Raw genomic sequence first — 22937 nt, 5'->3', positions numbered from 1 at the left:
ACTGGATAACCGTCCTGCCCGTCAGGTGCTCACCTGCCGTACACGCCCTAGGGTGATGCACTCAACCCGGCAGGCGGCTCCTGCCCGGTGTTGCCTGCCACTGGCGTCCGCGCTGCCCGACCTGCTCTAGTTGCCGGTGACGATAATCTGCCCGCGGGCCCCGCGTTCGGCGGCGGCAAAGTTGTGGTTGACGAAGGTGTAGGTGCCCGGTTCGGTAAAGACCATTTCGACGAAGCCGCCCTGGGCGGCTGAAAGGTCGAGGGACTGGGCGCCACCCCCGCTGGAACCAAATGCGTCTACGCCGTCCTGGAGCAGGTAGCCTCCTTCCTTGTAGACCGTATCGAACTGGCTACCCACCACATGGAAGCTCAGTTCCCCGTTGGGCCCGGCATTGAGCACCCAGATGCGCACGCGCTCGCCGACGCGGGCGGTGAGCGGGTCGCGTAGGTACTGGGTGGCGTGGCCATTGAAGAGGGTGAGGGTGGGGGTGCCAGCGGCGAGGCCTTCGGGGGAGATGTCGGTGAGGACGCCCTCGCTCGGCTCAGCGGCGGGATTCTGGCTACCGGCAGCTTCGGTGAGGGCCACCTCGGACTGCACCAGCAGGTATTCGCGCTCTACCTCGGGTAGGTCGGCGGGGTCGATAATGACCGCTCCAAACATTCCCGCTGCCAGGTGGGTGCTCATGGGCATGGTGGAGCAGTGGTAGAGCCAGATGCCCGAGCGCACAGCCTCGAAACGGTAGGTGAGGGATTCGCCGGGGGCGATGGTGCGCATAACCTCGTCGGGGGAGACGGTTCCGGCGTGGAAGTCTACCGAGTGGCCCATGTTGCCATTGTTGACGAGTGTAATTTCAAAAATATCGCCCACACGTCCGCGCAGGGTGGGGCCCATGTAGGAGCCGTTGAAGGTCCAGGCGTTAAGCGTGACCCCGGGGGCAATTTCGCGGGGGAGTTCTTGCACATCGAGGGTCTGGCGGTGCACGGTGCGGCCGTCCACGGTTTCTCCCTCGGGTGCGGGGGCGAGGGCGGCGTCGCGGGTCTGGTAGTCATCAGAGATATCGCCCTGCAGGTCAATATCGGTGGGGGCTAGTACCGAGTCGGTCGACCCGCCGGTGCTGTGCCCGGCGTGGGCTGAACTATCGGCGGCGCTGGTGCCCGCCTGGGCGGCGTCCGCCCCGCTTGCTACCACCGTGAAGGTCATACCCATAGCCTTGTGCCCGACCACCGAGCACCAGCCCTCTAGGTCACCGGTGACGATGCCGACGTCCACGCTCTTGGTTGCCCCGGGGTCGATGCGGCCGGTGGAGGTTCCGTTGGAGAAGGTCAGGTCGTGGGCGTTCTTGGTGTCGGTGTTGGTGACCTCAATGACCAGGCGGTTGCCCACCGGCACCTCCACGGTATCGGGGGTAAAGCGCATGTCGGCGGTGGCTTCGACGGCCAGGGTGGTGGTTTGGCCGGTGGCACTCCCGGCGGACGTGGGCGCGGCAAGTCGGGCGCGGGCCGCCGGGTCAACCGCGACCCCTAGGGCTACGATCAGAGCCACAGCCAGGGCACCGATGAGGGCATTGCGCAGGTGGGGTACGGGAGTCGGCGCGAGCGCCTCGGGGTCGGGGGTGGGCGCCTCGCCGCGGGCTCGGGCCTGAATCATGGCCTTGCGCGCACTGACGGAGGCCCGCACCCCGCGCATCATGAGGGGGATGAAGGCGAAGAGGGTAAAGGCTCCGAGCAGGGAGGCGCCGGTGCGCACCCAAGAGCCGGTGAGCGCAACCGGCAGGATGAAGATGAGCAGGGAGAGATTGACCATGACGGTGCGGCCCGCCGCGAAACGGTTGAACTCCTTGTTAGCGGCGCGGACGGCCTTGGGGCCGCCGCCCATACGGGCGGGCAGTAGGTAGGTCATGGCACCCAGCAGGGTTTGAGCCAGGAAGCCGGCAACAAACATGGGGGTGACCGGGCGCAGGGTCAGGGAGTCAAAGGGGGAGGTGGCCACCAGGTAGGCAGAGAAAAGGACGCCCGCGGTCAGCCAGACCATACCGGCAGCTACCGAGAAGGTCGCGTAGTCGGCAGGCTTCTTGGCGGCAGCGGTGCGCACCATGAGGGTAAGAACTAGCCCCAGGGCACCGGCGTAGAGCAGTAGGCCAGTAACAGCCAGCCAGGTGAGACCTGCCAGGGCACCGGTCACAGTGAGCCCCAACCCCGCACACAGGCCTGCCAGGGCGCGGGTGGAGCGGACGACGGCGTCCGGCACCATGACCGTGCGCAGCATGGTCGGCCAGAGGGTCATTAGGGTACCCACCACCGTGATACCCACAAAGCCCAGCACATTGATAGCCTCGTGGGCCAGCAAAAGACGACCGTGCCAGGTGGCACTCAACCCGTCATAGGCCAGCAGGGCACCAAAAGTAGCACCCACCGGCAGAAGCCAGGAGGCCGCAATATAGTAGCGAATCGTCACCCCAAAGCGGGCAGGTAGGGCAGCACGCATCTGCTGCAGCAGGGCAACCCCGTGCCAGGTCACCGCAGCGCCCACGCCCACCGATCCGAGCACCGTCAGCGGGTAAAGGGAAAAGACCACACCCACCATCAGCACCACCATCGAGGCGTTGAGGGCATAGATACGGACCAGCTGCACCGGTCGAGCGGTATCGGGGAGCTTGTGCTTGAGCAGGGCCTCGGTGAAATGCTGGGACCACACCAGAATCGAGTTGGTGATGAGACCCAGGGTGACCATGTGAACCATCAGCCAGAGGGATTCAGGGATCCACCTGTGGGTCATGAGCACGATGAAGAGGGCGAACATCCACACTGATACCGGCTTAGATGCCTTCCGGTGCCAGGTGCGGCGGCCGGTGGCGATATCGCGGGCCTGCCGGTCGGTGATAGGTGCGCCGGGGGCGTCGAGCGGACGCGCCCCCAGGGTCAGCTGCTCGCGGTAACCGGGGCGGGGGGTGGCGTCCTTATCTGGCATCTCTACTCCAAAACTTGTATGCGTAATGCTGATTATATCAGTGTGGTTTTACGATGAGATAGCTAAGCATTGGGCATACCTCTGCCTATCGACCCTCTTGCTCCTCGCCTGGGGGCTCGTCGCAATTCACGCCAGCCCCGGCCAATAGGCTTCGGCATGCCCAATGCTTGCCAGTAACCGCACCGGTAAACTGAACAGTATGACCCTAGCTATCGTGATGACCCTTATCGCCGTCGTCCTCATTGCCATTGGCATCGTCGGTATCGTCTACCCCATCCTGCCCGGCTCCTTCGCCGTGATCGGCGGCGTGCTGCTCTGGGGGCTTACCCTGCGCGGGCCGGAAGGCTGGTGGCTCCTCGGCCTAGGCCTTCCCATCATGATTGCGGGCATGGCCGCCCAGGCCCTCCTCACCGGCAAGACCCTCAAACAGCGAGCCATTCCCAACCGCTCTATTCTCTGGGGCCTGCTCGGCGCGGTAATCGGCATGTTCGTAATTCCCGTCGTCGGCCTCTTCGTCGGCTTCGCGGTAGCCCTGCTGCTCAGCGAAACCGTGCGCAGCCAGGGCGATATCGCCACCTCCGCGGGAAGTACCCTGGCTGCCCTCAAATCGATGGGCATCGGCATTCTCATCGAACTAGCCGCCGCCCTGACCACCGGCACCATCTTCACGATCTGCGCCATCATCTACTTCATCACCGCCTAGGTACACCCCGGTGCCCGCATCTATTGAGTGAGAAGGTCGGTTATTTGCGCTAGGACCTCGGTTGGGGGAGCGCTCAGGTCGATACCGCGAACATGAATCCGTTTGCCCACCTCAGTCGTCAACACCTCGGGTTCTGCGTGTTCACCATAGATAAGGGTGACATCCTCCAGTTTCAGGGTGTCAGCGTAGGCGTTGAGCTGGTAGATATCGCTGAGTGTGGGATTAGCCCGCTTGTATTTCGTGTCCATCGCAAATCGGATCCTGTGGTGGTTCTTTACGATGATATCGGGGCGGATGTTTCGCCTTTCACCCGTGTCACTACTCACAAACGGAGTGGAAAGTTGACCTTGCACCATAAAATCTGAGGTCTGCTGTTGGAGAGCTTTGACCACGAAGCCTTCAAAGAGCTGAGGCATATTCAGAAGAAACCCTCGGGCAGGAATACTCCCTAGGGCGGTGTCGATACCTCGATGGCTAAGAAAGATACCGGCAAGATTAAGCGCTTTTTGATAAGACGCAGTGAGTCTTGCCCCCTGGTAAGCGGGCAGAGGCTGACCCGGGTGAAGAGGGGCTACCCCGATAAAGCGTGACAGGAGAGCACGAATTCGTGGCAGAAGCTGCACAGCCCCGTCATCATGAGGCACTAACATTTCTGCTTCAATGAGGGCAGAGAGCAGAATACGGTTCTCAGATATATTGTTGCTGTACTCGTCGAATGAGACCTCAAGAGGGTAAAGCATGCCATGATGGCGGCTGAACTGTTCTGCGGTTCTTATCCTGCCACGGAGATAGGGTAAGGACTCTTCGGCGTGCCAGTAGCCACTGATGAGCCCCTGACGAGTAGCGTCTTCAATGAGGGTGCATAAAAGGCTTATCATGGCTGAGGTCAATGTCTGCCCTTCAAGGGCTACCTCCTCGGGGCGCCAGTCAATACCGGTAGATGAGTAATCGAGCATCCAGAGCAGGGATCGTATGGGGAGCTTGGGCTCAATATGAATGACAAGGTTATCAACAGCCACGATTCCAGCTACATTCTCGACCTGTAAGTCGTAGGTTCCTGGAACATAGCTGGGCTGTACGGAGGCAATTTTCTGGTCGATGAGCCAGCGAGCCTGGGGCGTTGAGAGTTCAACAGCCCGGTGGGCTCCTGCTTCTTTGAGCTTGAGGGAACGCATAGGTTTTTTACTGAGCTAGTTCAGAGAGAATGGTGTTTAACGCAAAGCGTTCCCGGGTGCCGGTCTGCCCGTAGAAGTATTCGTCCAGAAGTGGCAGAATCTCTGAGTCCCAAATAAGTTTGAGTCCTTCTTCGGTAAAGGCCTCCTTACGCATGAAGTACGACGGACCAACTTTAAGATCTGGGTTGGGGATTCGCCGGTTGAGTTCTTTCCACGCATCAAGGACAGCACCTGAAAGGTTTTGCTTGCGAGCCCACAGCTCAAGGACGTTGGCTGTCGGCTCTTGTTCTGGGTGGAGATTGAAGAATGCAAATCGGCGGCGCATGGCTGAATCAACGAGAGCGATTGACCGGTCTGCGGTGTTCATCGTGCCAATGATGTAGAGATTAGCTGGTAGCGAGAACTGGTCTTGGGAGTACATGAGGTCTACGGCGTGGTCACGGTATTCCAAGAGAAAGTAGAGTTCACCGAAGATACGTGCTAAATTACCTCGATTGATTTCGTCGATAATAAGGAAGAAATTTTGGTCAGGTTGCTCAGCCGCGGCTTCGGCTAGTTGCCTTAAAGGTCCCTGCCGTAACTGTAGTGAAGTGGTGCCACTGACATGGTCGAGTACTGGGCGGAAGCCTTCAAAAAAGTCTTCATAGGTGTAGGCCGGGTGAAACTGAACGAGTTTGACTCGGTTTTCAGCCCCGGCGAGAATTCGTGCAAGACGACGCGCCAGATATGTTTTACCGGTACCCGGTGGGCCTTGCAAAATCACCTGATGGCGCTGGCCAAGTACACTGATAAAGCGATCAAGCCACTGCTGGGAGACGTTGAGGTTGTTCGCAGTTTTGTCGGGCAGCATGAGTTCTGGAGTTGGTTCTATGGCTTCACCACTCATATCGGTGGTGTCTGTAGCTGATACTTGCTGATCGCTGGTATCGCTGCTTGCCTCGCCAGCCCACTCTTCGCTATCGAGGTAGAAGTGCCAGTCCTCAGAGCGACGTTCTTCAGCGATTCGCTGACGAATAAGGGCAGCCTGTCGTTGCCATGAGAGGTCTTGCTCATCGTCTTCGAGCTGACCTACAAAGTGTGTAGTGATTTTTCTGAGATGGTCAGTTGAAATAATTGGCTCAAAAAATTGTGGTGCTAGAAGGTAGCAGAGGGCTTTTTGAAACCCCGCGTACCCCTTGCCTTCTACATCATCTACTAAGGAGTAGATAGTATTCTCAATTTCGTCTGGAGTTGAGAGCCGTCGTTGACGCTCCTCTAAGGAGAGGCGGCTAAAAGCTTGGCCGAACTGAATCGCAAAAACGAAGTGTCCCCACCGGTAGTTGTTGTATCCAAGACCTCCATTAAAAATGCCGGCTCGAAGTGTAGTTGTAATTTCTCGGGTTAAACCAACGGCAGGGTCGCAGCCGGCAAGTACAGAGTTAATATTCTCTAGCTTGCGCTCTTGACCAACGTTTCCAAGGGGGAGCATATCGAGAATATAAATTTCAGCAAATAGCTGCCGAGCTTGTGAAGTCACACCGCTGAGTTAAATGTTGATTTTACTTTCAAAAGATCCTCTGGTCTCATCCAAACTGAGAACATACGCATTGTAGAGCTCATCGAAATATTGAGGAATCCATATGCGCTCGCCGGTCAGAATCGACTGTTGACCGATGAGGGAAATATCTTTGAACTGTTGGGCAAGGGCTTCTACTGCCTCATAATTCCCGTATGCCATGGATATCCTTTCGTCAGTATTGATATAAAGCTACCCTTCTTGACGATGCAGAACTAGAACATCAAGTAATTTCTGGAAGAATTACTTCTCAAGATTCTGGAGAATATGTGAAAGCGCAGGTGGCGCTCAAACAGCCCACAGCCTCAGCGAAGCTACCCGGTAAACTATTGACCCGTGAAAACACTTCCTGCATCCCTACTCCTTGCCGCCACCGCCATCGTCCAGGCCCTCGGCATCTTCCGCTACACCGAAGACACCATGGCTCTTTCCGGCCAAATCTTCTTCCCCGTCCTCTTTGCGCTCATGGCCAGCTACATCACCTGGCGCAACACCGAGAACAACGGCGCCTTCCCCCTGGCCCACATCATCATTGCCGCCCTAGCCGTCGTTGCCCTGGGTGCCACCATCGCCGGATGGAGCGCCAGCCTCTACTACTTCTACCCCTCCTACTACGTCTTCTACGCAGCGCTGGCCCTGCTCGTGATTGAACTAGCCCTGCGCATCGCCGCCCTGCCCAAGAAGCCCGCCGCTGAATCCTCCCAGAAGGTCGACCGCCGCCTGCCCGGTCGCGCCAAGACTAAGCGCGGCACCAACCTGGTCGCCGTCCGCAAGACCGCAGATCGGGACGCCACCAGCCCCGCCCCTGCCCAGCAGACAGACACCGGCACGGCGGCGTCCGCCCCCACCGAAAAGTAGCCGCAGGTGCCCCTCTTTAGCCTCACCGATCGCCTACCCGCCCGGCACATCATCTGGCCGGCCCTCACCGGCATCTTTTTCATAGCGGTCATGCAGTGGCACATCCGCCACTCCATGATCCTCAACGGCCAAGACTTCGAGGTCTACCGCACCGGCGCAGGCGTAGTTTTCGGCGACCTCTACCCCGGTAAAACCCTCTACAACTACTACCTCGAAGACGGGCAGCCCATCACCCTGCCCTTCACCTACCCGCCCTTTGCGGTCATGGTATTCGCCCCCTTCGCCTTCCTACCCCTGTGGGCAGGCGCCGGGCTCATGACCCTGCTGGCCGTGCTTGCAGCCCTGTGGGTATCGGTGCTCATTCTCAACCACGCGCGCGCTCGCGGTATCACCGTTCCCGGGGAAGCCCTGCTGGGGAGCCGCTCACTGGTTGTGGTGCTGGCTACCTGCATCACCATGTTCAGCCCCTGGGACCGCGGCATTGGACTGGCTCAGATCAACGCCCTGATCCTGCTGCTGGTGCTCATTGACCTGCTGCGCCCGGCAACCCGTGTACCCCGCGGCGTGCTCATCGGCATTGCCGGTGGCATCAAGCTCACCCCGCTAGCCTTCGGCCTGATTCTGCTCATGCGCCGGGACATCAAGGGCGTGCTCACCCTGGGAGCCACCTTCGCAGCCACGGTTGCCGCCGGTTTCATCTTCATGCCAGCCACCGCCCGCGAGTTCTGGTTCTTCGCCATCTCAGACCCCTCCCGCGTAGGCAATATCGCTTATGTAGATAACATCTCCACCCTGGGCTGGCTCCTGCACCTTGGCCTGGTTGAGGGGCCGCTCCTATCGACCCTGCGCTACGGTCTTATCCTTGCCCTGCTGGTGGGTGTAGCCTACCTAATCCCGGTGCTGCACCGCCGCGGCATGGTGCTCTCCCAGATAGCCCTCAACGGGTTCTTGATGATGGCCATGTCGCCCATTTCCTGGTCCCACCACAACATCTGGCTACCCCTGCTCATTGCCGCCTTCTGGCTGGATGCCTTCCCCACCTTCTTCGCCGTAGCTCCTCGGGCTGTCCGCTGGGCGGCTGGTGTCCTAGTAGTTATTGGCTGCGTGGGTTTGATCTATGGGCCTATGCGCATCGGCATTCGCTTTGACCCTGCCACTCACAACCTGGACGAGCTCAGCAGAACTGCCCTGGCGGCGTCCTCTGCCCCCATCATCTGCCTCACCGCAGCGGTGCTGCTCTGGGTAGCGGTTGCGGTGCGCTACCGGCGGGCGCTGGCTGTCTAGCGCCTCGGACCGGTTTATGACGCGGACGCCCGCCCTCCCCTTGCACGGGGCAGGGCGGGTTTCGCTAGGGTAGAGACATGAGCACTCCCAACGACCCGTACATTCCCTGGCAAACACCTGCCCACCACCCAGCGCCGGGTGCGGCACCCGGTGCCGCACCGGCGTCCGCCCAGATACAGGGGCAGGTGCCCCACCCGCTTGCATCCCACCCCAACCCGGTACCCCTGCCACCGATCGGCTGGCGACCCGGCTATCGGCAGGAGAAGCAGAATCTGGGCTACCACCGGCTTTCCCACGCCGACCCTAAAGGTGCCTGGTGGAAGCCCCTGGTTGAAGCCGTCATCGGGGTGCCTCTCTACCTGGTGCTCTCCCTGCTGCTGGTTGTTGCCTTCTTCTTCGTGCTCCTGCTGGGCCTTGACCCCGCTCTGCCCGCTGACCCCAGCTACCTCATCCTCGCTGCGAGCCCGGGAATCCTTGAACAAGAGGCCCTGCGGAGCCCCGCCACGTTCGTCTTCCTCTTCGGGTCTGTAGCTCTCATGTTCCCTGCCCTCTGGCTTGCCCGCCTGATTCTGGGGCCTAAGCCCTGGGGCCTGATTCACTCGGTCACCGGGCGTATGCGCTGGGACTGGCTGGCTACCTGCTGCGGTCTAGCGGCTCTGCTCGTTGTGGTTCTGCCCCTGGCCTTCGATCTTGCTGTGGGAGCCCGCTATATTCCCAGCACCAGCCTACCTACCGGCGGTCTGATCGCCATGCTGGTGGCCATTATCCTGGTCGTTCCGGTGCAGGCCTACGCCGAAGAGCTGGTCTTCCGCGGCTATCTCATGCAGACCATCGGCCGCTGGCTGAAACACCCTGCCTGGGCCATTGTGATTCCGGCCCCGCTCTTTATGCTGGGGCACCTCTACGACCTGTGGGGCCAGCTTTCCGTGCTGGTCATGGGCCTGGCTGCCGGGTACATTACCTGGCGCACCGGTGGGCTCGAAGCGGCTATTGCTCTGCACGTGGTCAATAATCTGCTGGCTATGAGCTTTGGTGTGCTGGGCATGGCAGACCCCTTCCTGCAGCAGGGCTCTACCGTGGGCATGTTTATCTCGGCACTGGTATCGAACGGCCTGTTCGTGCTGGTAGTTATCTGGGTGGCCCGTAAGAAGGGCATAGAATGCACCCGTACCGCCCAGGTATGGGTCAAGGGTGGCCACCCTGAGGGCGCACAGCCTGTCCGGTAAAATGTGGTCTATGACTCTTTCACAGACTTTCGATGCCCGAGCCAATATTGATGATTTAGCTGCCTTTGTGACCGCCTCCCCCACCTCCTTCCACGCGGCGGCTGAGGCTGCCCGCCGCCTTACCGCCGCTGGCTTCACCGAGCTGAGCGAACAGGACGCCTGGGGCAGCTCAGCTGCGACCGGCAAGCACTTCGTGGTGCGTGATGGTGCCATCATCGCCTGGGCCGGTAGTGCTCAGCATGAGAGCTACCGGGTGCTGGGGGCCCACACTGATTCCCCCGGCTTCAAGGTCAAGCCTAAGTCCTCGGTGCGCACCCTGACCTGGAACCAGGTGGGGGTCGAAGTTTACGGTGGCCCTCTGCTCAACTCCTGGCTGGACCGCGAACTGCGCCTGGCCGGTCGCCTGACTGTGCTGGTGGACGGAGCGCTCGAAACCCGCTTGGTTGCCACCGGGCCGATTGCCCGCGTCCCCCAGCTCGCCATCCACCTGGATCGCGCCGCCAACGAGGGCCTCAAACTCGACAAGCAGGGCAACCTCTACCCCGTCTGGGGCTTCGGCGACTCCACCGGCGACGTGCTCGCCTACCTGGCCAAACATGCCGATGGCGGGCCCATCGATCCCGAAACCATCGTGGGCTACGACCTCATGTTCGCCGACTCCGCCGAACCCCGCGTCTTCGGTGAAAACGACGAGCTCTTTGCGTCGGGCCGCCTGGACAACCTCAGCTCCGTCCACGCCGGCCTCACCGCCCTCATCCGCTACGCCGAGGCCGGGGTAGAGTCGGCCCAGACCGCCGTGCTCGCCGCCTTTGATCACGAAGAAATCGGCTCAGAATCGCGTTCCGGGGCCGCTGGGCCCTTCCTTGAGGACGTCCTGGTTCGGCTCTCCGAAGCCCGCGGCGAGTCCGCTGAAGCCTACCGCCGCTCCATCTCTGAGTCGGTCTGCCTTTCCTCGGACGCTGGCCACCTGGTGCACCCCAACTACGCCGGGCACCACGACCCGACCGTCCGCCCCGTGCCCGGCGGCGGGCCCCTGCTCAAAATCAACGCCAACCAGCGCTATGCCACCGACGCCGTTGGTGCCGGAATCTTCGCCCAGGCCTGCGCCCTGGCCAAGGTGCCCTACCAGGAGTTTGTCTCCAACAACAACGTGCCTTGCGGCTCCACCATCGGCCCCATCACCGCCACCCGCTTAGGCATGCGCACCGTGGACGTCGGCGTCGGCCTGCTCTCCATGCACTCAGCCCGCGAACTTACCACCGTTGCTGACATGGCCTACCTGACCCGCGCTATTGAGGGGTTCTACCGGGTCTAACACGGAAAGAAGCGACGAAGGTTCACAGCGAAGCTGCTGGCTCGGGGCTGGCGTGAATCGCTTGTGAGCGAAGCGAACCAGCGAGAGGGTCGGCAGCGAGCGTGAACCTTCGTCGCTTCTACGTAAATGTTTAGGCTGAGTGAAGGCGTCTTAGCCACGCACTGCCTTCGCTAAAAAGCGCAGGTGGGCAGGTTCGGGCTTGCGGGTCTTGTCGGCGTAGTCGGGGTGCTTCTCCACCCAGCCCTTGATGTAGGGGCAGACAATGACCGGTTCGTACCCGGCCTCAATGGCCTGGTCGAGGGCGCTTTTGACGAGCTTGGATGCCAGCCCGTGCCCGCCGAATTCCTCCTTCACCACCGTGTGGGGGAAGATGCGCTGCTTGACCCCGCCTTCGGTGTAGGCGAAGAACTCGGTGAAGCCCGCCGGACTACCGGAACTGTCGGCAAAGATTTCGTAGGCGCCGCGTCCGCCTTCTTCGCGTTCGGTAATAACCGGGTTCTCAAGGGTGGCGTTCATGGGAAAGTCCTTTCATCGGGTCTACCTACCTCAACACTTTGCCTGGTCAGGTATTCCCGGGCGGGTGGTTAGGCCGGGTGCTGGGACATAATCGAAATACGGTTAGCTGCGTTCATTGAAATCGCCAGCCACTGCACGGCGCTGTACTGCTCATCGGTCAGCACGCCCCGGGCGTAGGTGCGGGCAAAATCGCGGTCCTCGGGGCAGGGAAGCTTGGTCACCGTCTCAGCCAAAAAGAGGGCAGCCTTTTCAGTCAGGCTATATTCACTGCTTTCCTCCCAGACGCCCACCAGGGCCCGGCGGTTCTCGCTCAGCCCGGCCTTAGTAGCGCGTTTGGTGTGCACCTTCAGGCAGTAGGCACAGCCATTGATCTGTGAAATGCGCAGGCAGACCAGCTCAATCAGCTGGTCATCAAGCCCCGCTGCGCGGGCTGAAGCACCAGCCTGCTTACTCAGGGCACCAAAAGCTGCCCAGGCTGCCGGATCGGACTTATCAAGATAAAACTCTTTGGGTATATCAGACATAGCACCAGCTTACTGGCCCGGCCCGGAACTGGGCAGAGAAGCCCAGCCTGGCCAACCGGTATCCTAGAGGGTGCTCCCGTCAAGAGAGGTACCCCGTGAACCACAGCCCCCAACAGCCCCGCCCAGGTGGGGTGCGCGTCCGTCCGCCCGCTGAACACAAGGACGCTCCCGCCCGCCTTCCTGCCCTCGGCGAGCTGGCGAGGCTCGGCCCCCACCTAGCCCGCACCGGCCTAGCGGGTCTACTGGTGTTTGTGGCCATGTGGCTGGTCAATGCCCAGGCCCTCACGAACCCTATCGACGATGCCATCTGGCAGGCATCGCTGACCTGGCGCACCGCTGCACTCGATACCTTCTTCTCGGCGCTCACCCAGGCTTTTAATACCCTGCCCATGACAATCTATGTGCTGGTAGCCTTGGGGATCTTCACCTGGCGCTACCGCTCTGCCTGGCCCCTGGCGACCCTGGGCGTAACCATGATCCTGGCCCCGCTCACCGTCACCGTCCTCAAAAATCTGATGGACCGCCCCCGCCCCTCCCTTACCCACCGCCTGGTGGAGGAACTAACTTTCTCTTTCCCCTCGGGGCATTCCACCAGCACCGCTGCCTTCTGCGCTGCCCTCTTCCTTACCGCCTACCCCGCCCTGACACAGAAAGGACGCCGAGCCCTGGGAGCAGGGCTCGGCGTCCTCGCGGTGACCATCGGGTTTTCCCGTATCTATGTGGGGGTGCACTGGGCTACCGACGTGGTCGGCGGCCTAGCCCTGGGCCTGGCAATCGCCTGCCTGGTGCACCTGGCCGTTTTTACTGCCTATACCAGGAATCAAAAATCGTGACCGGGGTGGTGCGTCTCAACGCGTGGATGCGCCCACAGCGCTGATATCGGAAGAACATGAAGCCAGGGCTCGGGGGAAAAAGCCAGTTCACCAGTATAAAGAACAGCTGCTGCTGCGACCCTGTCGCCTAACCGCTCCTTCATAGCCTGAAGATGCCCAGCTTGCCTTACACCAGCGACAGACCGGCTCTTCACCTCGAGGAGGATAAGACGACCATCGTTGAGTTCTAGGACCAGGTCAACCTCTTGGTTGCGTTCCCGGAAATGATGCACACGGAAGGCCGTATCGCTCCATTCTTGCTGCTTGAGCAGCTCATTGGTGACAAACTGTTCCAGTAAAGAGCCATAGTGTTCTCTTCCCCCAACGGTTGAAACTTTATCTAGGGTGAACCCGGTCAATGATGCTGCTAAACCGGTGTCTATTAACCCGACTTTAGGGCGTCGGATAACCCGAGAGCCATAGTTGAGACCCCAAGCGGGGGCCTCTTCTAGCAGATACATGCGTTGAAGCAACCCGATGTATTTGTTCACGGTAGTTTCACTGGTGCCTAGATGCTGAGCTATTCGGCGTTTGACGAGCTCATGGGCTCCGTGAGTTGCAAGATAGCTCATAAGGTTTCGGAGATGTGCTGAAAAATCTCCTTCTTCAATTTCTGCGGCATCATGAGTAGCTAATGCGTCAACATAGTTAGTGAACCACGACCGTTTAGTGCGTTCGCTGGTGCGGAGCAGAGGTACAGGATAACCGCCCCTCAGGACGAAGGGAGCGGGGTCCTGGGCGGTGAAGTCGCCTTGTGCTCCGGCAAGAACCCAGCTGACAAAATCTTCAGGGGGTAGTGAGAGCTGTTCACCGACACTCAGGGGGCGAAGCGTCACTGACTCTTGACGCCCTGCCAGTGAATCACCAGAACCCCGTGTTTTGAGAAGGTTAGCTGAGCCCGTAATGATAAAACGCCCCGGGCGCCGGTCCTGGTCAACGGCCGCTTTGAGTTGCAAGGTCAGTTCAGGAACACGCTGGAGCTCATCAATCACGAGGGTGTGCCCATTGGCCTGCTGTAGAAATCTAGCGGGATCAGCCTGGGCGAATTCTCGTTGACCGGCATCATCAAGTGTAACGACGGTTGATTTTTCTCCGGCGAGTTGTTGCGCCAAGGTAGATTTCCCCACCTGCCTGGCTCCTTGGATGACCATAATGGGGGCATCTGAAAGGAGCTCTTGGCAGATGGGGTAAAGATGGCGCGGGAAGGAGGCTGTCATACTCCTTATTTTAGAGAGTGCGTGGAGATTTGCCACTCTTAGCGTGGAGATTTACCACCCTCAGCGTGGAGATTTGCCAACTCTGAATGTTACTGCTTATACCAAGAATCAAAAATCGTGACAGGGGTAGTGCGCTTGTGGCGCGACCGCAGGAACCTGCCCTCGATGTTCTCAGCTGCTGCCGGATCGATATCCTTACCCTCGAGGTAGTCATCAATCTGGTCATAGGTAACGCCAAGCTCGTCCTCGTCGGTGCGGCCGGGCTTACCGTCGAGCAAATCGGCGGTGGGTACCTTCTCCCACAGGCGGGTATCAGCGCCCAGCACCTTGAGCAGGGCCCGGTTCTGGCGCTTATTCAGACCAAAGAGGGGCATGATATCCGCCCCGCCGTCACCGAACTTGGTGAAGAAACCGGTCACTGCCTCAGCGCCGTGGTCGGTGCCGACCACCAGCAGATTCTTCTCACCGGCCAGGGCATACTGAGCGATCATGCGGGCCCGGGCCTTGACGTTACCCTTATTGAAGTCAGCGATAGGGCGCCCGGTGGCGGTTGCAAAAGCTGATTCGAAGCCATCGACCGCCTCTGCGATATTGTAGGTGACGGTCTGCTGGGGCATGATGAAGCGCAGGGCTGCCTGGGCGTCGTCCTCATCGGCCTGCACCTTGTAAGGCAGGCGGACGGCAATGAACTCGGCCTCGACGCCCTCAAGCTCTAGCTGCTCCACGGCCAGCTGGCACAGACGTCCGGCCAGGGTGGAATCCAGCCCACCCGAAATGCCCAGCACAAAGCCGCGAGTGCCGGTGGCCTTGAGGTAATCCACCAGGAACTGGACGCGCTTGCGCACCTCCTCGGTGGGATTGATGGAGGGCTTCACGCCCAGTTCTTCAATGATGTGAGCCTGTAAATCGCGCATGACTCTATGCTACTGCCCGGTACCCATCAGGTTCACTGTCAGGGCGTAACGGATTGGTTAACTCTCCACCCAGAGAATGATTTCGCGGTGGAGAGTGAGCACGTTCCTCACCCTTACCTCTTCGGGCTGGCTATAGTGGAAAGCGAGAGAACCAGCCCCGAACGGAACACAGGTCGATATGAACGAGCAGAACCAGAACCCCTACAGTAACTACAATCAGCAGGGCCAGAATGGCCCTTCGCACCCGCAGCAAGGCCAGCCCTCCCAGCAGCAGCCCGGCATGCAGGGGCAGCCTCAGGGAGATCAGTACGGTTACTGGCAGCAGCCTGGCTTTGGCGCCCCTACCTACGATGCTTACGGCAACGTCATTCCTGCTGATGCTAAAAGCATGGCTATGTTTGCCCATCTCTCGGGACTGCTGGGCCTGGTGTTGACCGCATCTTTTGCCAGCTTTATCGGCCCCCTGATTTTCTGGGTTATCTATAAGGACAAGCCGGGCTACGGGTTTGTGCGCGTAGCTGCTGCAGGGGCTTTCAATTTCAACTTCACCCTCTGGCTGGTCAACATTGCCGCCTGGGTACTTACTATCGTTACCTTCGGGCTGGCAGGTCTCTTTACCTGGATTGTTTTCATAGCGGTGTGGGTGGCCCTCATCGTTGTGCATATTCTTGCTGCGGTCAAAGCCAATAACGGTGAAGTGTTCACTTATCCTATGGTTCTGAAGGTGCTCAAATAGCTAAGGCCAGTCAGAGAAGGGTTTGATTTTTGCTCAACAGCAAATGAATTCTTGCCCAACCTGTTTGGCAGATGAAGCGACTCTATAGCGGAAGTACGCAAAATAGTGTCCACCCAGCTGTCGGGTATGCCCAAAAACTCATTTATCAGCGGCGTTTAAAAGTGTTATGTTGATTCGTCTGAACTTTTAACACTCACAGTTGGAGATCCCCCGCTTGACTTCACACGACGCCTACCTCAACGCAGCCGTTGACCCCGAACTCAACCCCGTCTTCCCCCGCATCGACTTCCGCTACCTCTCAGAAGCCGACATGATTGCGGCGGGCGTAGAAGACGTCGCCGCCTGCACCGATGCCATGGAAGAAGCCCTGGCCCTGCACGCCCGCGGCGACTACCGCATGGCCGGCCACAACGGCGAATCCCACGGCGCTAAGGTACAGTTCCCCGTCAACCCCGCCCACGAAGGCATGCCCGCCGACGGCCCCGACCGCCGCTACGTCGCCATGCCCGCCTACCTGGGCGGCTCCTTCCGCACCATGGGCGTCAAAACCTACGCTTCTAACATCGACAACCGCGAGATTGGCCTACCCCGCTCCATTCTCATGCTCACCCTCAACGACGCGACCTCCGGCGCCCCCCTCGCCTACATGAGCGCCAACCTGCTCTCGGCCTACCGCACCGGCTGCGCCTCCGGCGTCGGCGCCCGCCGCTTCGCCCCCAAGAACGCCAAGGTGCTCGGCCTGCTGGGCCCCGGCGTCATCGCCAAAGCAACCGTCGCAGCCCTCATTGAAGCCCGCCCCACCGTCGACACCATCAAGGTGCTCGGTCGCTCCCAGAAGGGCATCGATACCTTCATCAGCTGGGCTGAAGAGACCTACCCCGGCATGAACGTCATTGCTGTTGAGGAACTCGAAGAGGTTGTGCGCGACTCTGACATCGTCACCTTCTGCACCTCGATTCACGTGGGCGACCCCGAAACCTACCCCACCGTCCGCCGCGAATGGGTCAAGCCCGGCGCCTTCTTCGCCATGCCCGCCGCCTGCAACCTCGACGAGGGTATGTTCGCCGATGACGTGCGTAAACTCGTCGACAACGCCGGTATGTACGACGCCTGGGCTGAAGAAACCGAACCCGGCAAGTCCCACAACTACGTATCCATCATCGGTTGCAAGTTCAACGACCGCATCCACAACGGCCTCATGGCCCCTGAAGAACTGCGCGACATGGGCGAAGCCCTCAACCACCCCTCCCCCGAGGACGACGAAGAAAAAATCACCGTCTACTCCGTCGGCGGCATGCCCATTGAGGACGTCGCCTGGGGCACCGTGGTCTACCGCAACGCCGTCCGCAAGGGCATCGGCACCGTGCTGAACCTCTGGGACGTCCCCGCAATGTCTTAGCGCTCGGGCACGCAAAAGGACGCCGGTGAGTAGTTCACCGGCGTCCTTTTAGTTAAGCGGGGGGGTGCAGGGGGGCTTTCCCCGGAAGGCGACTGGCATGGGTGCGGTGGCGGCCGTGCTGGAAGCCTGCTGGCGCGGGGCTGGCGTGAATCGCTGCGAGCCCTCCAGGGCGAGCTGCGAGAGGGTCAGCAGGCGGAAGCGCGGCCGTCACCGCACTTTGTGTAGCTTCTTCTACCAGATATGCACGCGCTCCTCCGGCGCCAGGTAGAGGGCGTTCTCGGGCTGCACATCGAAGGCGGTGTAGAACTCGTCGATGTTGCGGACTACGCCGTTGACGCGGAACTCCTCGGGGGAGTGCGGGTCGATCGCTAGGAACATTTCGGCGGTCTGCGGGCGGGTCTTCATGCGCCAGCCCTGGGCCCAGGAGATGAAGACGCGCTGAGTGGCGGTCAGGCCGTCGATGACGGGAGCGGTCTCGAGCGTGAGGCCCTGGCGTTCCAGGTAAATCTGGTAGGCCTTGAGCGCGATGGAAAGGCCGCCCAGGTCACCGATGTTTTCGCCCAGGGTCAGTTCGCCGTTGACGGTGAACTTTTCGGGGTCTAGGCCGGTGGGGGTGTAGCCGTTGTACTGTTCCACCAGGGCCTTGGTGCGGGCGGTGAATTCTTCGCGGTCGGCGTCCGTCCACCAGTTGTTGAGCGCGCCGGTGCCGTCGTACTTGGAGCCCTGGTCGTCGAAGCCGTGGCCGATCTCGTGGCCAATCACGCCGCCGATAGCGCCGTAGTTGACGGCGGCGTCCGCGTCCACGTCGAAGTAGGGGGCCTGCAGGATTGCGGCGGGGAAGACGATTTCGTTGGCCGGGGGCATGTAGTAGGCGTTGACGGTCTGCGGGGTCATGAGCCACTCGGTCTTGTCAACGGGCTCGTTGATGCGGGCAATCTGGAACTCGTGCTCAAAGACGCCCGAGCGGCGCAGGTTCTCGAAGAGGTCGTCAGTCAGTTCGAGGGCGGAGTAGTCGCGCCACTTGTCGGGGTAGCCGATCTTGGTGACGAACTTGCTGAGCTTCTCGAGGGCACGGGCGCGGGTCTCGTCGGTCATCCAGTCTAGGTCGGTGATGGAGCGGCGGTAGGCTTCGAGCAGGTCGTCTACCAGTTCCATCATTTTGGCCTTGTGGGTGGGCGGGAAGTGAATCGCCACGTATTCCTTGCCCAGTTCTTCACCCAGGGAGCCTTCGACCAGGCCGATGCCGCGCTTCCAGCGGTCACGCAGTTCTTCGGAGCCTGAGAGGGTGCGGCCGTAGAAATCAAAGTTTTCTTCAACGATGGCCTGGTTGAGGTAGGGGGCACGGGAGTGGGCCATGTGCCAGATGTACCAGAGCTTCCAGATAAAGAGGGGAGCGGTGGTCCACATCTGGGCGGCTGCCTCAAAGTAGGAGGGCTGGTTGACTACAACGGTGCCGGCCTTCTCTGTGGAAATACCCATGCCTGCCAGCCAGGTGGTGAAGGGGAAGCCGGGGAACTTCTCATCTAGCTCGGCGGCGTCGACCGGGTTGTAGCGGGCGTCGGCGTCGCGGGTGCGCACGTTATCCCAGTGATGAGAAGCGATTTCGGTTTCGTGGGCAAAGACGGCGCGGGCGGCGTCCGCCGGTTCAAGCCCGAAGTTTTCGGCCAGGCCGGTCAGCTCAAACATGCGCTCAATGTGGGCGACGTAGGCCTCACGCAGGTCGGCGTATTTTTCGTCGCGGTAGTAGGACTCATCGGGCAGACCCAGGCCGGTCTGCGCCAGGTAGAGCACGTACTTCTCGGGGTTCTTGGCGTCGATGCTGGTGTACCAGCCGAAGGGGCCGCCGTGGCCCTGACGGTCAAGTTCAGCCATCACACGCACGAAGTCGTCGGGGGTAGCTGCCTCCAGAACCGGCTGCACTTCGGCGTGCAGCGGGGCGGCGGCGTCCGCCTCAATTTTCTCGGTGTTCATGAAGGAGGAGTAGAGGGCACCGATGCGTGAGGACGGCTGCTCGGCGGCGAACTTCTCGACGATTTCGCGCACGTGTTCCTCGGCTGCATCGCGCAGGAAGTACATGCCGCCGTCGCGGGAGCGGTCGGCGGGGATTTCGTGGGAATCGTACCAGGTGCCGTTGACGTGGCGGAAGAAGTCGTCAGCGGGGTTGGTGGTAGGGTCAAGGAAGCTAGTGTCGATACCTGAGTTAGTCATATCACCTAGTTTAGGGGTGCGGACGCCACCCGTCAGGTGCCCTGCGCGGGTTCGGCTCAGAGCGTGAGGGAGAGGGGCTCTAGCTCACCCAGTTCACCACGCGTAGCGCCTCAACCCGTTCGAATTCCCGCTCGTTATTCGTGACCACCACCAGTCCACGGCTCCGTGCGTGGGCTGCGATGTGAAGATCGTTCTCGCCGATGATGCGACCTGTCTTTTGCAGCGTAGCCTTGATGTCACCAAACTGAGCTGCGGCGTCCATGTCGTAGGGCAGCACGGTGAGTCGTGATAAAAAATCCTCAACTACGCGCAAATTTTGCTCAGGCTTAGCGCTTTTTGCTGCGCCAAAAAACAGTTCGGCTGCTGTAATACTGCTGACGCACAAGCGGCTAGCGTTTTGGTTGAAAGTATCGAGAATTTCGGGTGGGCGCCGTTTCATCACATAGATCACGATATTGGTGTCGAGCATATAGGTCAGCATTAGAAGTCCTCGCGCTCAGGTTGGCTTCCGCCATCGCGGGAGCTCATAAAATCATCCGTTACGGCGGGGGCATCCGGGGCGAAGAAGCTGTCCCATACTGCTCCTTCCGGGGCTATGATGCGCTCCAGACCCACTTTGCGTACGTTGACTTTTTTGACGTTTTCGCTAAAACGCATATGTGCGGGCAGGCGAACTGCCTGGGTTCTATTGTTCATAAAAACTGTTGACTGAGTCATTAGAAACCTCCTGCTATATACATTAAATGTATACCTATATTGACGGGGTGAACAGGGCATGGGTGGGCGTAACCAAGCCGTGCCGCGCTTGGGGTGGCGCGTGACCGGGACTACGCTTAGACAGTAAGAACACTGATAAGTGGAAGGTGAACCATGGGCAAGAAACCAGAACTCAGCAAGGAACTTAAGCGCTCCAGCGACAAGGCACAGAAGCGCTACGTGAAGGCCTATGCCAAGGCCCTAGACAAGCACGGCGACGAGAAGAAAGCCCGCAAGAAGGCCCAGAAGAAGCTTGAGAAGAAGTACGAGCTGGTGGGTAAGAAATACGAAAAAATCGCCGCGAAGGTAAAGGCAGAGAAGAAGTCTGACAAGAAGGACTCGAAGAAGGTCGAGACTAAGAAGTCCCAGAAGGCTAAGAAAACTGAGCCCAAGAAGAGTGAGCCGAAGAAGGCAGAGAAGAAGGACTCAAAGAAGAAAACCAAGAAGGGTACTAAGAGCGCGGCCCAGCGGGAGGCTGAGCTGATTCTGGCTGAGACAGCTGAGAGCCCGGAGGAAGCTGCCGGCTACGAAGAGATCCTTGATGCTGAGAGCCTGGAGCCCGGCGACCTTGAAGCGTTTGAGGGCGGCCAGGAAGCCCCAGAACTGGATGTTCCCGATGCCGTAACCGAAGTTGGAGAAGACGAGGGGCTGGCCCCTGAAGAGGCTGATGAGCCCGAAGAGGCCGAGGAACTCTACGAGGAAACCTTCGCCAGCGCCGACCCTGCTGACTTCGACGAAGACCTGACCGCCGAACCTCTGGCCGAGGCGCCTGCCCAGGAGGATGCGGCGTCCGCCCCCGACCTGCAGGACGACGATAACCAGACCTTCCTGGTGGCAGAGGTGCGCCCCCTGGCGGAACTGACGCGTGCTGAGCTCTACGAGCTGGCGAAGCAGCTTGAGGTGCCGGGCCGCTCGTCCATGAACAAGGGTGATCTGCTGATTGCGGTGCGCGCCGCTCAGTAAAAAACCTCCAGAAACTACTAAAAGGGACCAGAATACTCTGGTCCCTTTTACTTAGGACCAGATTACTCTGCGAAGTCCGTGTACAGATTGAGGAATTTGGGAGGAATCTGGTCCCTACTCGCACCTGTATAACCACGCCCACCAATACCTGGTGTGACCCGGGTCTGTGAGCAAGACGCTATATACGCTCTCCACGGCGAAGAGTAGGCTTAAACGCCTATGTCTTCTACGCAAACACACTCTCACCCCGAAACCGGAGCGCACGCGGTCACCGAACCAGCTGCGCACACCGCATCAATGCCCGCTGCCCATAAACTAGAGCGCCAGGAGTTCTTGCTCCTGGCCATTATGGTCATCGCGGCCTTCGTGCTGATTCTGAATGAAACCCTGCTGGGCGTAGCCCTGCCCGACATCATGTCAGACCTGAACATCAGCGCCTCCACCGCCCAGTGGACCTCCACCGGCTTCATGCTGACCATGGCGGTCGTAACCCCGGCTTCTGGCTTCATCATCTCCCGCTATTCCATCCGCACGGTCTTCGTGGGCGCTATGGCCCTGTTCTCCCTGGGTACCCTGGTGGCTGCCATCGCCCCCGGCATTGCCCTGCTGCTGGTCGGACGCGTGCTCCAGGCAGGCGGTACCGGCGTGATGATTCCGCTGCTGATGACCACCATGATGCGCCTGGTTGCCCCCAGCAAAATCGGTCAGGCGATGGGCCTTATCGGTATGGTCATTTCGGCGGCGCCGGCTGCTGGCCCCACCGTCTCAGGTCTTATTCTGAACGCCGCTAGCTGGCGCTGGCTCTTCTGGCTGATCCTGCCTATCGGCATCATCGCCTTGGCGATTGGTCTGCGCCTGGCCCCGGCCGAGAAGCCCGAGGGTAGCTCGCAGAAGCTCGATGTCTTCTCTATCGTCCTTTCAACCCTGGGCTTTGGCGGCCTGGTGCTGGGCCTGTCGTCTATGGGCGGCGATTCCTCCCACGGCGGTGCCCACCTGCCGGTTAACCCCTGGGTTATCGTGGCTGTCTCGGTTGCCCTGCTGGCCGTATTCGTGCGTCGTCAGATTCAGCTGCAAGATCGCGGCCCCTTCATGGACCTGCGCATCTTCCGCGCCCGCCCCTTCACCCTCACCGTCATTATGACCTCTCTGGGTATGGGCGTCATGCTGGGAACTGCAATTCTGATTCCCCTCTACGCCGCAAACGTCCTGGGCATGAGCGCCCTTCAAACCGGCCTGATGCTGCTGCCCGGTGGCGTGCTCATGGCGGTGCTGAGCCCCGCCGTCGGCCGCCTGTCGGACCGCTTCGGTGCCCGCACCCTGGTCATCCCCGGTGCCCTGCTCTTTAGCGCCTCCATCTGGCTGATGAGTACCTTCAGTACCCAGACTCCCGTCTGGTACCTGGTGGCCACCTACATGCTCATGACTTTCGCCCTGCCGCTGGTTAACACCCCCATGATGTCCCTGGGGCTGGGCTCTCTTGATCACGAACTACACGCTTTCGGTTCCTCGGCTATGACCACCTTCCAGCAGGTATCCGGTGCCGCAGCAACCGCCCTTTTCGTGGCTCTGCTGGGTATCGGGTCGGCTGCCCACGGCGGCACCGGCGTAGAGGCCTACATGGCCGGTGTGCACCTGGCCTTCCTGGTAGCAGCCTTCATGTCGCTGGGCTCTATCGTGGTAGCCCTGCTTCTGCCCGCCGGCAAGCAGGCTGCCGGAAGCGCTCCCATGGCCCACTAGGGTCGCACCTGC

General features: G+C 60.2%; 21 protein-coding genes. 10 read left to right on the top strand and 11 right to left on the bottom strand.

All coding sequences use genetic code 11. The features are described from left to right. Nucleotides 1-126: 126 nt before the first annotated feature. Entirely contained in the window at nucleotides 127-2967 is a 2841-nt protein-coding gene (locus L6758_RS07810) for a multicopper oxidase domain-containing protein (protein ID WP_237205429.1), read from the bottom strand. A 199-nt stretch (nucleotides 2968-3166) separates the two neighbouring features. Here L6758_RS07810 and L6758_RS07805 point away from each other — a divergent pair, with 199 nt between their 5' ends. Continuing rightward, nucleotides 3167-3670 carry a DUF456 domain-containing protein gene (locus tag L6758_RS07805; protein WP_237205430.1) on the top strand — a complete coding sequence of 168 codons (504 nt, stop codon included), beginning with the start codon at nucleotides 3167-3169 and terminating at the stop codon, nucleotides 3668-3670. Between the two features lie 20 nt (nucleotides 3671-3690). Here L6758_RS07805 and L6758_RS07800 read toward each other — a convergent pair whose 3' ends face one another. From L6758_RS07800 to L6758_RS07790, 3 genes are read right to left on the bottom strand one after another with little or no spacing between them, the layout of a single operon-like run. Beyond that, nucleotides 3691-4845 (bottom strand): McrC family protein, encoded by a 1155-nt coding sequence (locus L6758_RS07800; RefSeq protein ID WP_237205431.1) that lies wholly within the window; start codon nucleotides 4843-4845, stop codon nucleotides 3691-3693. A 7-nt stretch (nucleotides 4846-4852) separates the two neighbouring features. Next, nucleotides 4853-6361 (bottom strand): McrB family protein, encoded by a 1509-nt coding sequence (locus L6758_RS07795; RefSeq protein ID WP_237205432.1) that lies wholly within the window; start codon nucleotides 6359-6361, stop codon nucleotides 4853-4855. Between the two features lie 9 nt (nucleotides 6362-6370). Next, a complete protein-coding gene (locus L6758_RS07790) occupies nucleotides 6371-6562 on the bottom strand; it encodes a hypothetical protein (protein WP_237205433.1) in 192 nt (63 codons plus the stop codon). 174 nt (nucleotides 6563-6736) lie between these two features. Between L6758_RS07790 and L6758_RS07785 the strand changes: the two genes are divergently transcribed. The 4 genes from L6758_RS07785 to L6758_RS07770 all read left to right on the top strand — a co-directional run bounded on the left by L6758_RS07785 (nucleotide 6737) and on the right by L6758_RS07770 (nucleotide 11083). Further along, nucleotides 6737-7258, top strand: coding sequence for a hypothetical protein (locus L6758_RS07785; protein WP_237205434.1), 522 nt, complete (start codon nucleotides 6737-6739; stop codon nucleotides 7256-7258). 6 nt (nucleotides 7259-7264) lie between these two features. Beyond that, nucleotides 7265-8542, top strand: a complete 1278-nt coding sequence (locus tag L6758_RS07780) for a glycosyltransferase 87 family protein (protein WP_237205435.1) — start codon at nucleotides 7265-7267, stop codon at nucleotides 8540-8542. 77 nt (nucleotides 8543-8619) lie between these two features. After that, nucleotides 8620-9768 (top strand): CPBP family intramembrane glutamic endopeptidase, encoded by a 1149-nt coding sequence (locus tag L6758_RS07775; RefSeq protein ID WP_237205436.1) that lies wholly within the window; start codon nucleotides 8620-8622, stop codon nucleotides 9766-9768. Between the two features lie 10 nt (nucleotides 9769-9778). Next, entirely contained in the window at nucleotides 9779-11083 is a 1305-nt protein-coding gene (locus L6758_RS07770; protein WP_237205437.1) for a M18 family aminopeptidase, read from the top strand. Between the two features lie 150 nt (nucleotides 11084-11233). On the opposite strand, the gene L6758_RS07765 is transcribed toward L6758_RS07770, so the two are convergent. Next, entirely contained in the window at nucleotides 11234-11599 is a 366-nt protein-coding gene (locus L6758_RS07765; protein ID WP_237205438.1) for a GNAT family N-acetyltransferase, read from the bottom strand. A 68-nt stretch (nucleotides 11600-11667) separates the two neighbouring features. Further along, a complete protein-coding gene (locus L6758_RS07760; RefSeq protein WP_237199255.1) occupies nucleotides 11668-12123 on the bottom strand; it encodes a carboxymuconolactone decarboxylase family protein in 456 nt (151 codons plus the stop codon). 95 nt (nucleotides 12124-12218) lie between these two features. Here L6758_RS07760 and L6758_RS07755 point away from each other — a divergent pair, with 95 nt between their 5' ends. Then, complete coding sequence (locus tag L6758_RS07755) at nucleotides 12219-12956, top strand: phosphatase PAP2 family protein (protein WP_237205439.1); 738 nt, start codon at nucleotides 12219-12221, stop codon at nucleotides 12954-12956. On the opposite strand, the gene L6758_RS07750 is transcribed toward L6758_RS07755, so the two are convergent. Next, complete coding sequence (locus L6758_RS07750) at nucleotides 12944-14212, bottom strand: ATP-binding protein (RefSeq protein WP_237205440.1); 1269 nt, start codon at nucleotides 14210-14212, stop codon at nucleotides 12944-12946. The two genes, L6758_RS07755 and L6758_RS07750, sit on opposite strands and share 13 nt — an antisense overlap. An 89-nt stretch (nucleotides 14213-14301) precedes the next feature. Then, complete coding sequence (nadE, locus tag L6758_RS07745; protein WP_237205441.1) at nucleotides 14302-15126, bottom strand: ammonia-dependent NAD(+) synthetase; 825 nt, start codon at nucleotides 15124-15126, stop codon at nucleotides 14302-14304. A gap of 178 nt (nucleotides 15127-15304) precedes the next feature. Between nadE and L6758_RS07740 the strand changes: the two genes are divergently transcribed. Further along, nucleotides 15305-15862: a DUF4870 domain-containing protein gene (locus L6758_RS07740; RefSeq protein WP_237205442.1), complete on the top strand. Its 558-nt coding sequence runs from the start codon at nucleotides 15305-15307 to the stop codon at nucleotides 15860-15862. Between the two features lie 214 nt (nucleotides 15863-16076). Continuing rightward, on the top strand, nucleotides 16077-17261 hold the full coding sequence (locus L6758_RS07735) for a tyramine oxidase subunit B (protein ID WP_237205443.1): 1185 nt from the start codon (nucleotides 16077-16079) through the stop codon (nucleotides 17259-17261). Nucleotides 17262-17492: 231 nt separating this feature from the next. Here the strand turns inward: L6758_RS07735 and L6758_RS07730 are convergent, their stop codons facing one another. From L6758_RS07730 to vapB, 3 genes are all read right to left on the bottom strand, one after another. Then, entirely contained in the window at nucleotides 17493-19469 is a 1977-nt protein-coding gene (locus L6758_RS07730; RefSeq protein WP_237205444.1) for a M13 family metallopeptidase, read from the bottom strand. A gap of 79 nt (nucleotides 19470-19548) precedes the next feature. Next, nucleotides 19549-19950, bottom strand: coding sequence for a type II toxin-antitoxin system tRNA(fMet)-specific endonuclease VapC (gene vapC / locus L6758_RS07725; protein ID WP_237205445.1), 402 nt, complete (start codon nucleotides 19948-19950; stop codon nucleotides 19549-19551). Continuing rightward, nucleotides 19950-20186, bottom strand: coding sequence for a type II toxin-antitoxin system VapB family antitoxin (gene vapB, locus L6758_RS07720; RefSeq protein ID WP_237196682.1), 237 nt, complete (start codon nucleotides 20184-20186; stop codon nucleotides 19950-19952). Before vapB ends, vapC begins: the two co-directional genes overlap by 1 nt. A gap of 153 nt (nucleotides 20187-20339) precedes the next feature. On the opposite strand from vapB, the gene L6758_RS07715 reads away from it, so the two are divergent. After that, nucleotides 20340-21188 (top strand): ChaB family protein, encoded by an 849-nt coding sequence (locus tag L6758_RS07715; RefSeq protein WP_237205446.1) that lies wholly within the window; start codon nucleotides 20340-20342, stop codon nucleotides 21186-21188. A 297-nt stretch (nucleotides 21189-21485) separates the two neighbouring features. Beyond that, nucleotides 21486-22925 carry an MDR family MFS transporter gene (locus tag L6758_RS07710; RefSeq protein ID WP_237205447.1) on the top strand — a complete coding sequence of 480 codons (1440 nt, stop codon included), beginning with the start codon at nucleotides 21486-21488 and terminating at the stop codon, nucleotides 22923-22925. Nucleotides 22926-22937 lie beyond the last annotated feature (12 nt).

The sequence above is a fragment of the Rothia nasimurium genome, from assembly GCF_928382285.1.
In the GTDB taxonomy this organism is placed as follows: domain Bacteria; phylum Actinomycetota; class Actinomycetes; order Actinomycetales; family Micrococcaceae; genus Rothia; species Rothia nasimurium_E.
This window is presented reverse-complemented; position numbering and strand designations above follow the sequence as displayed.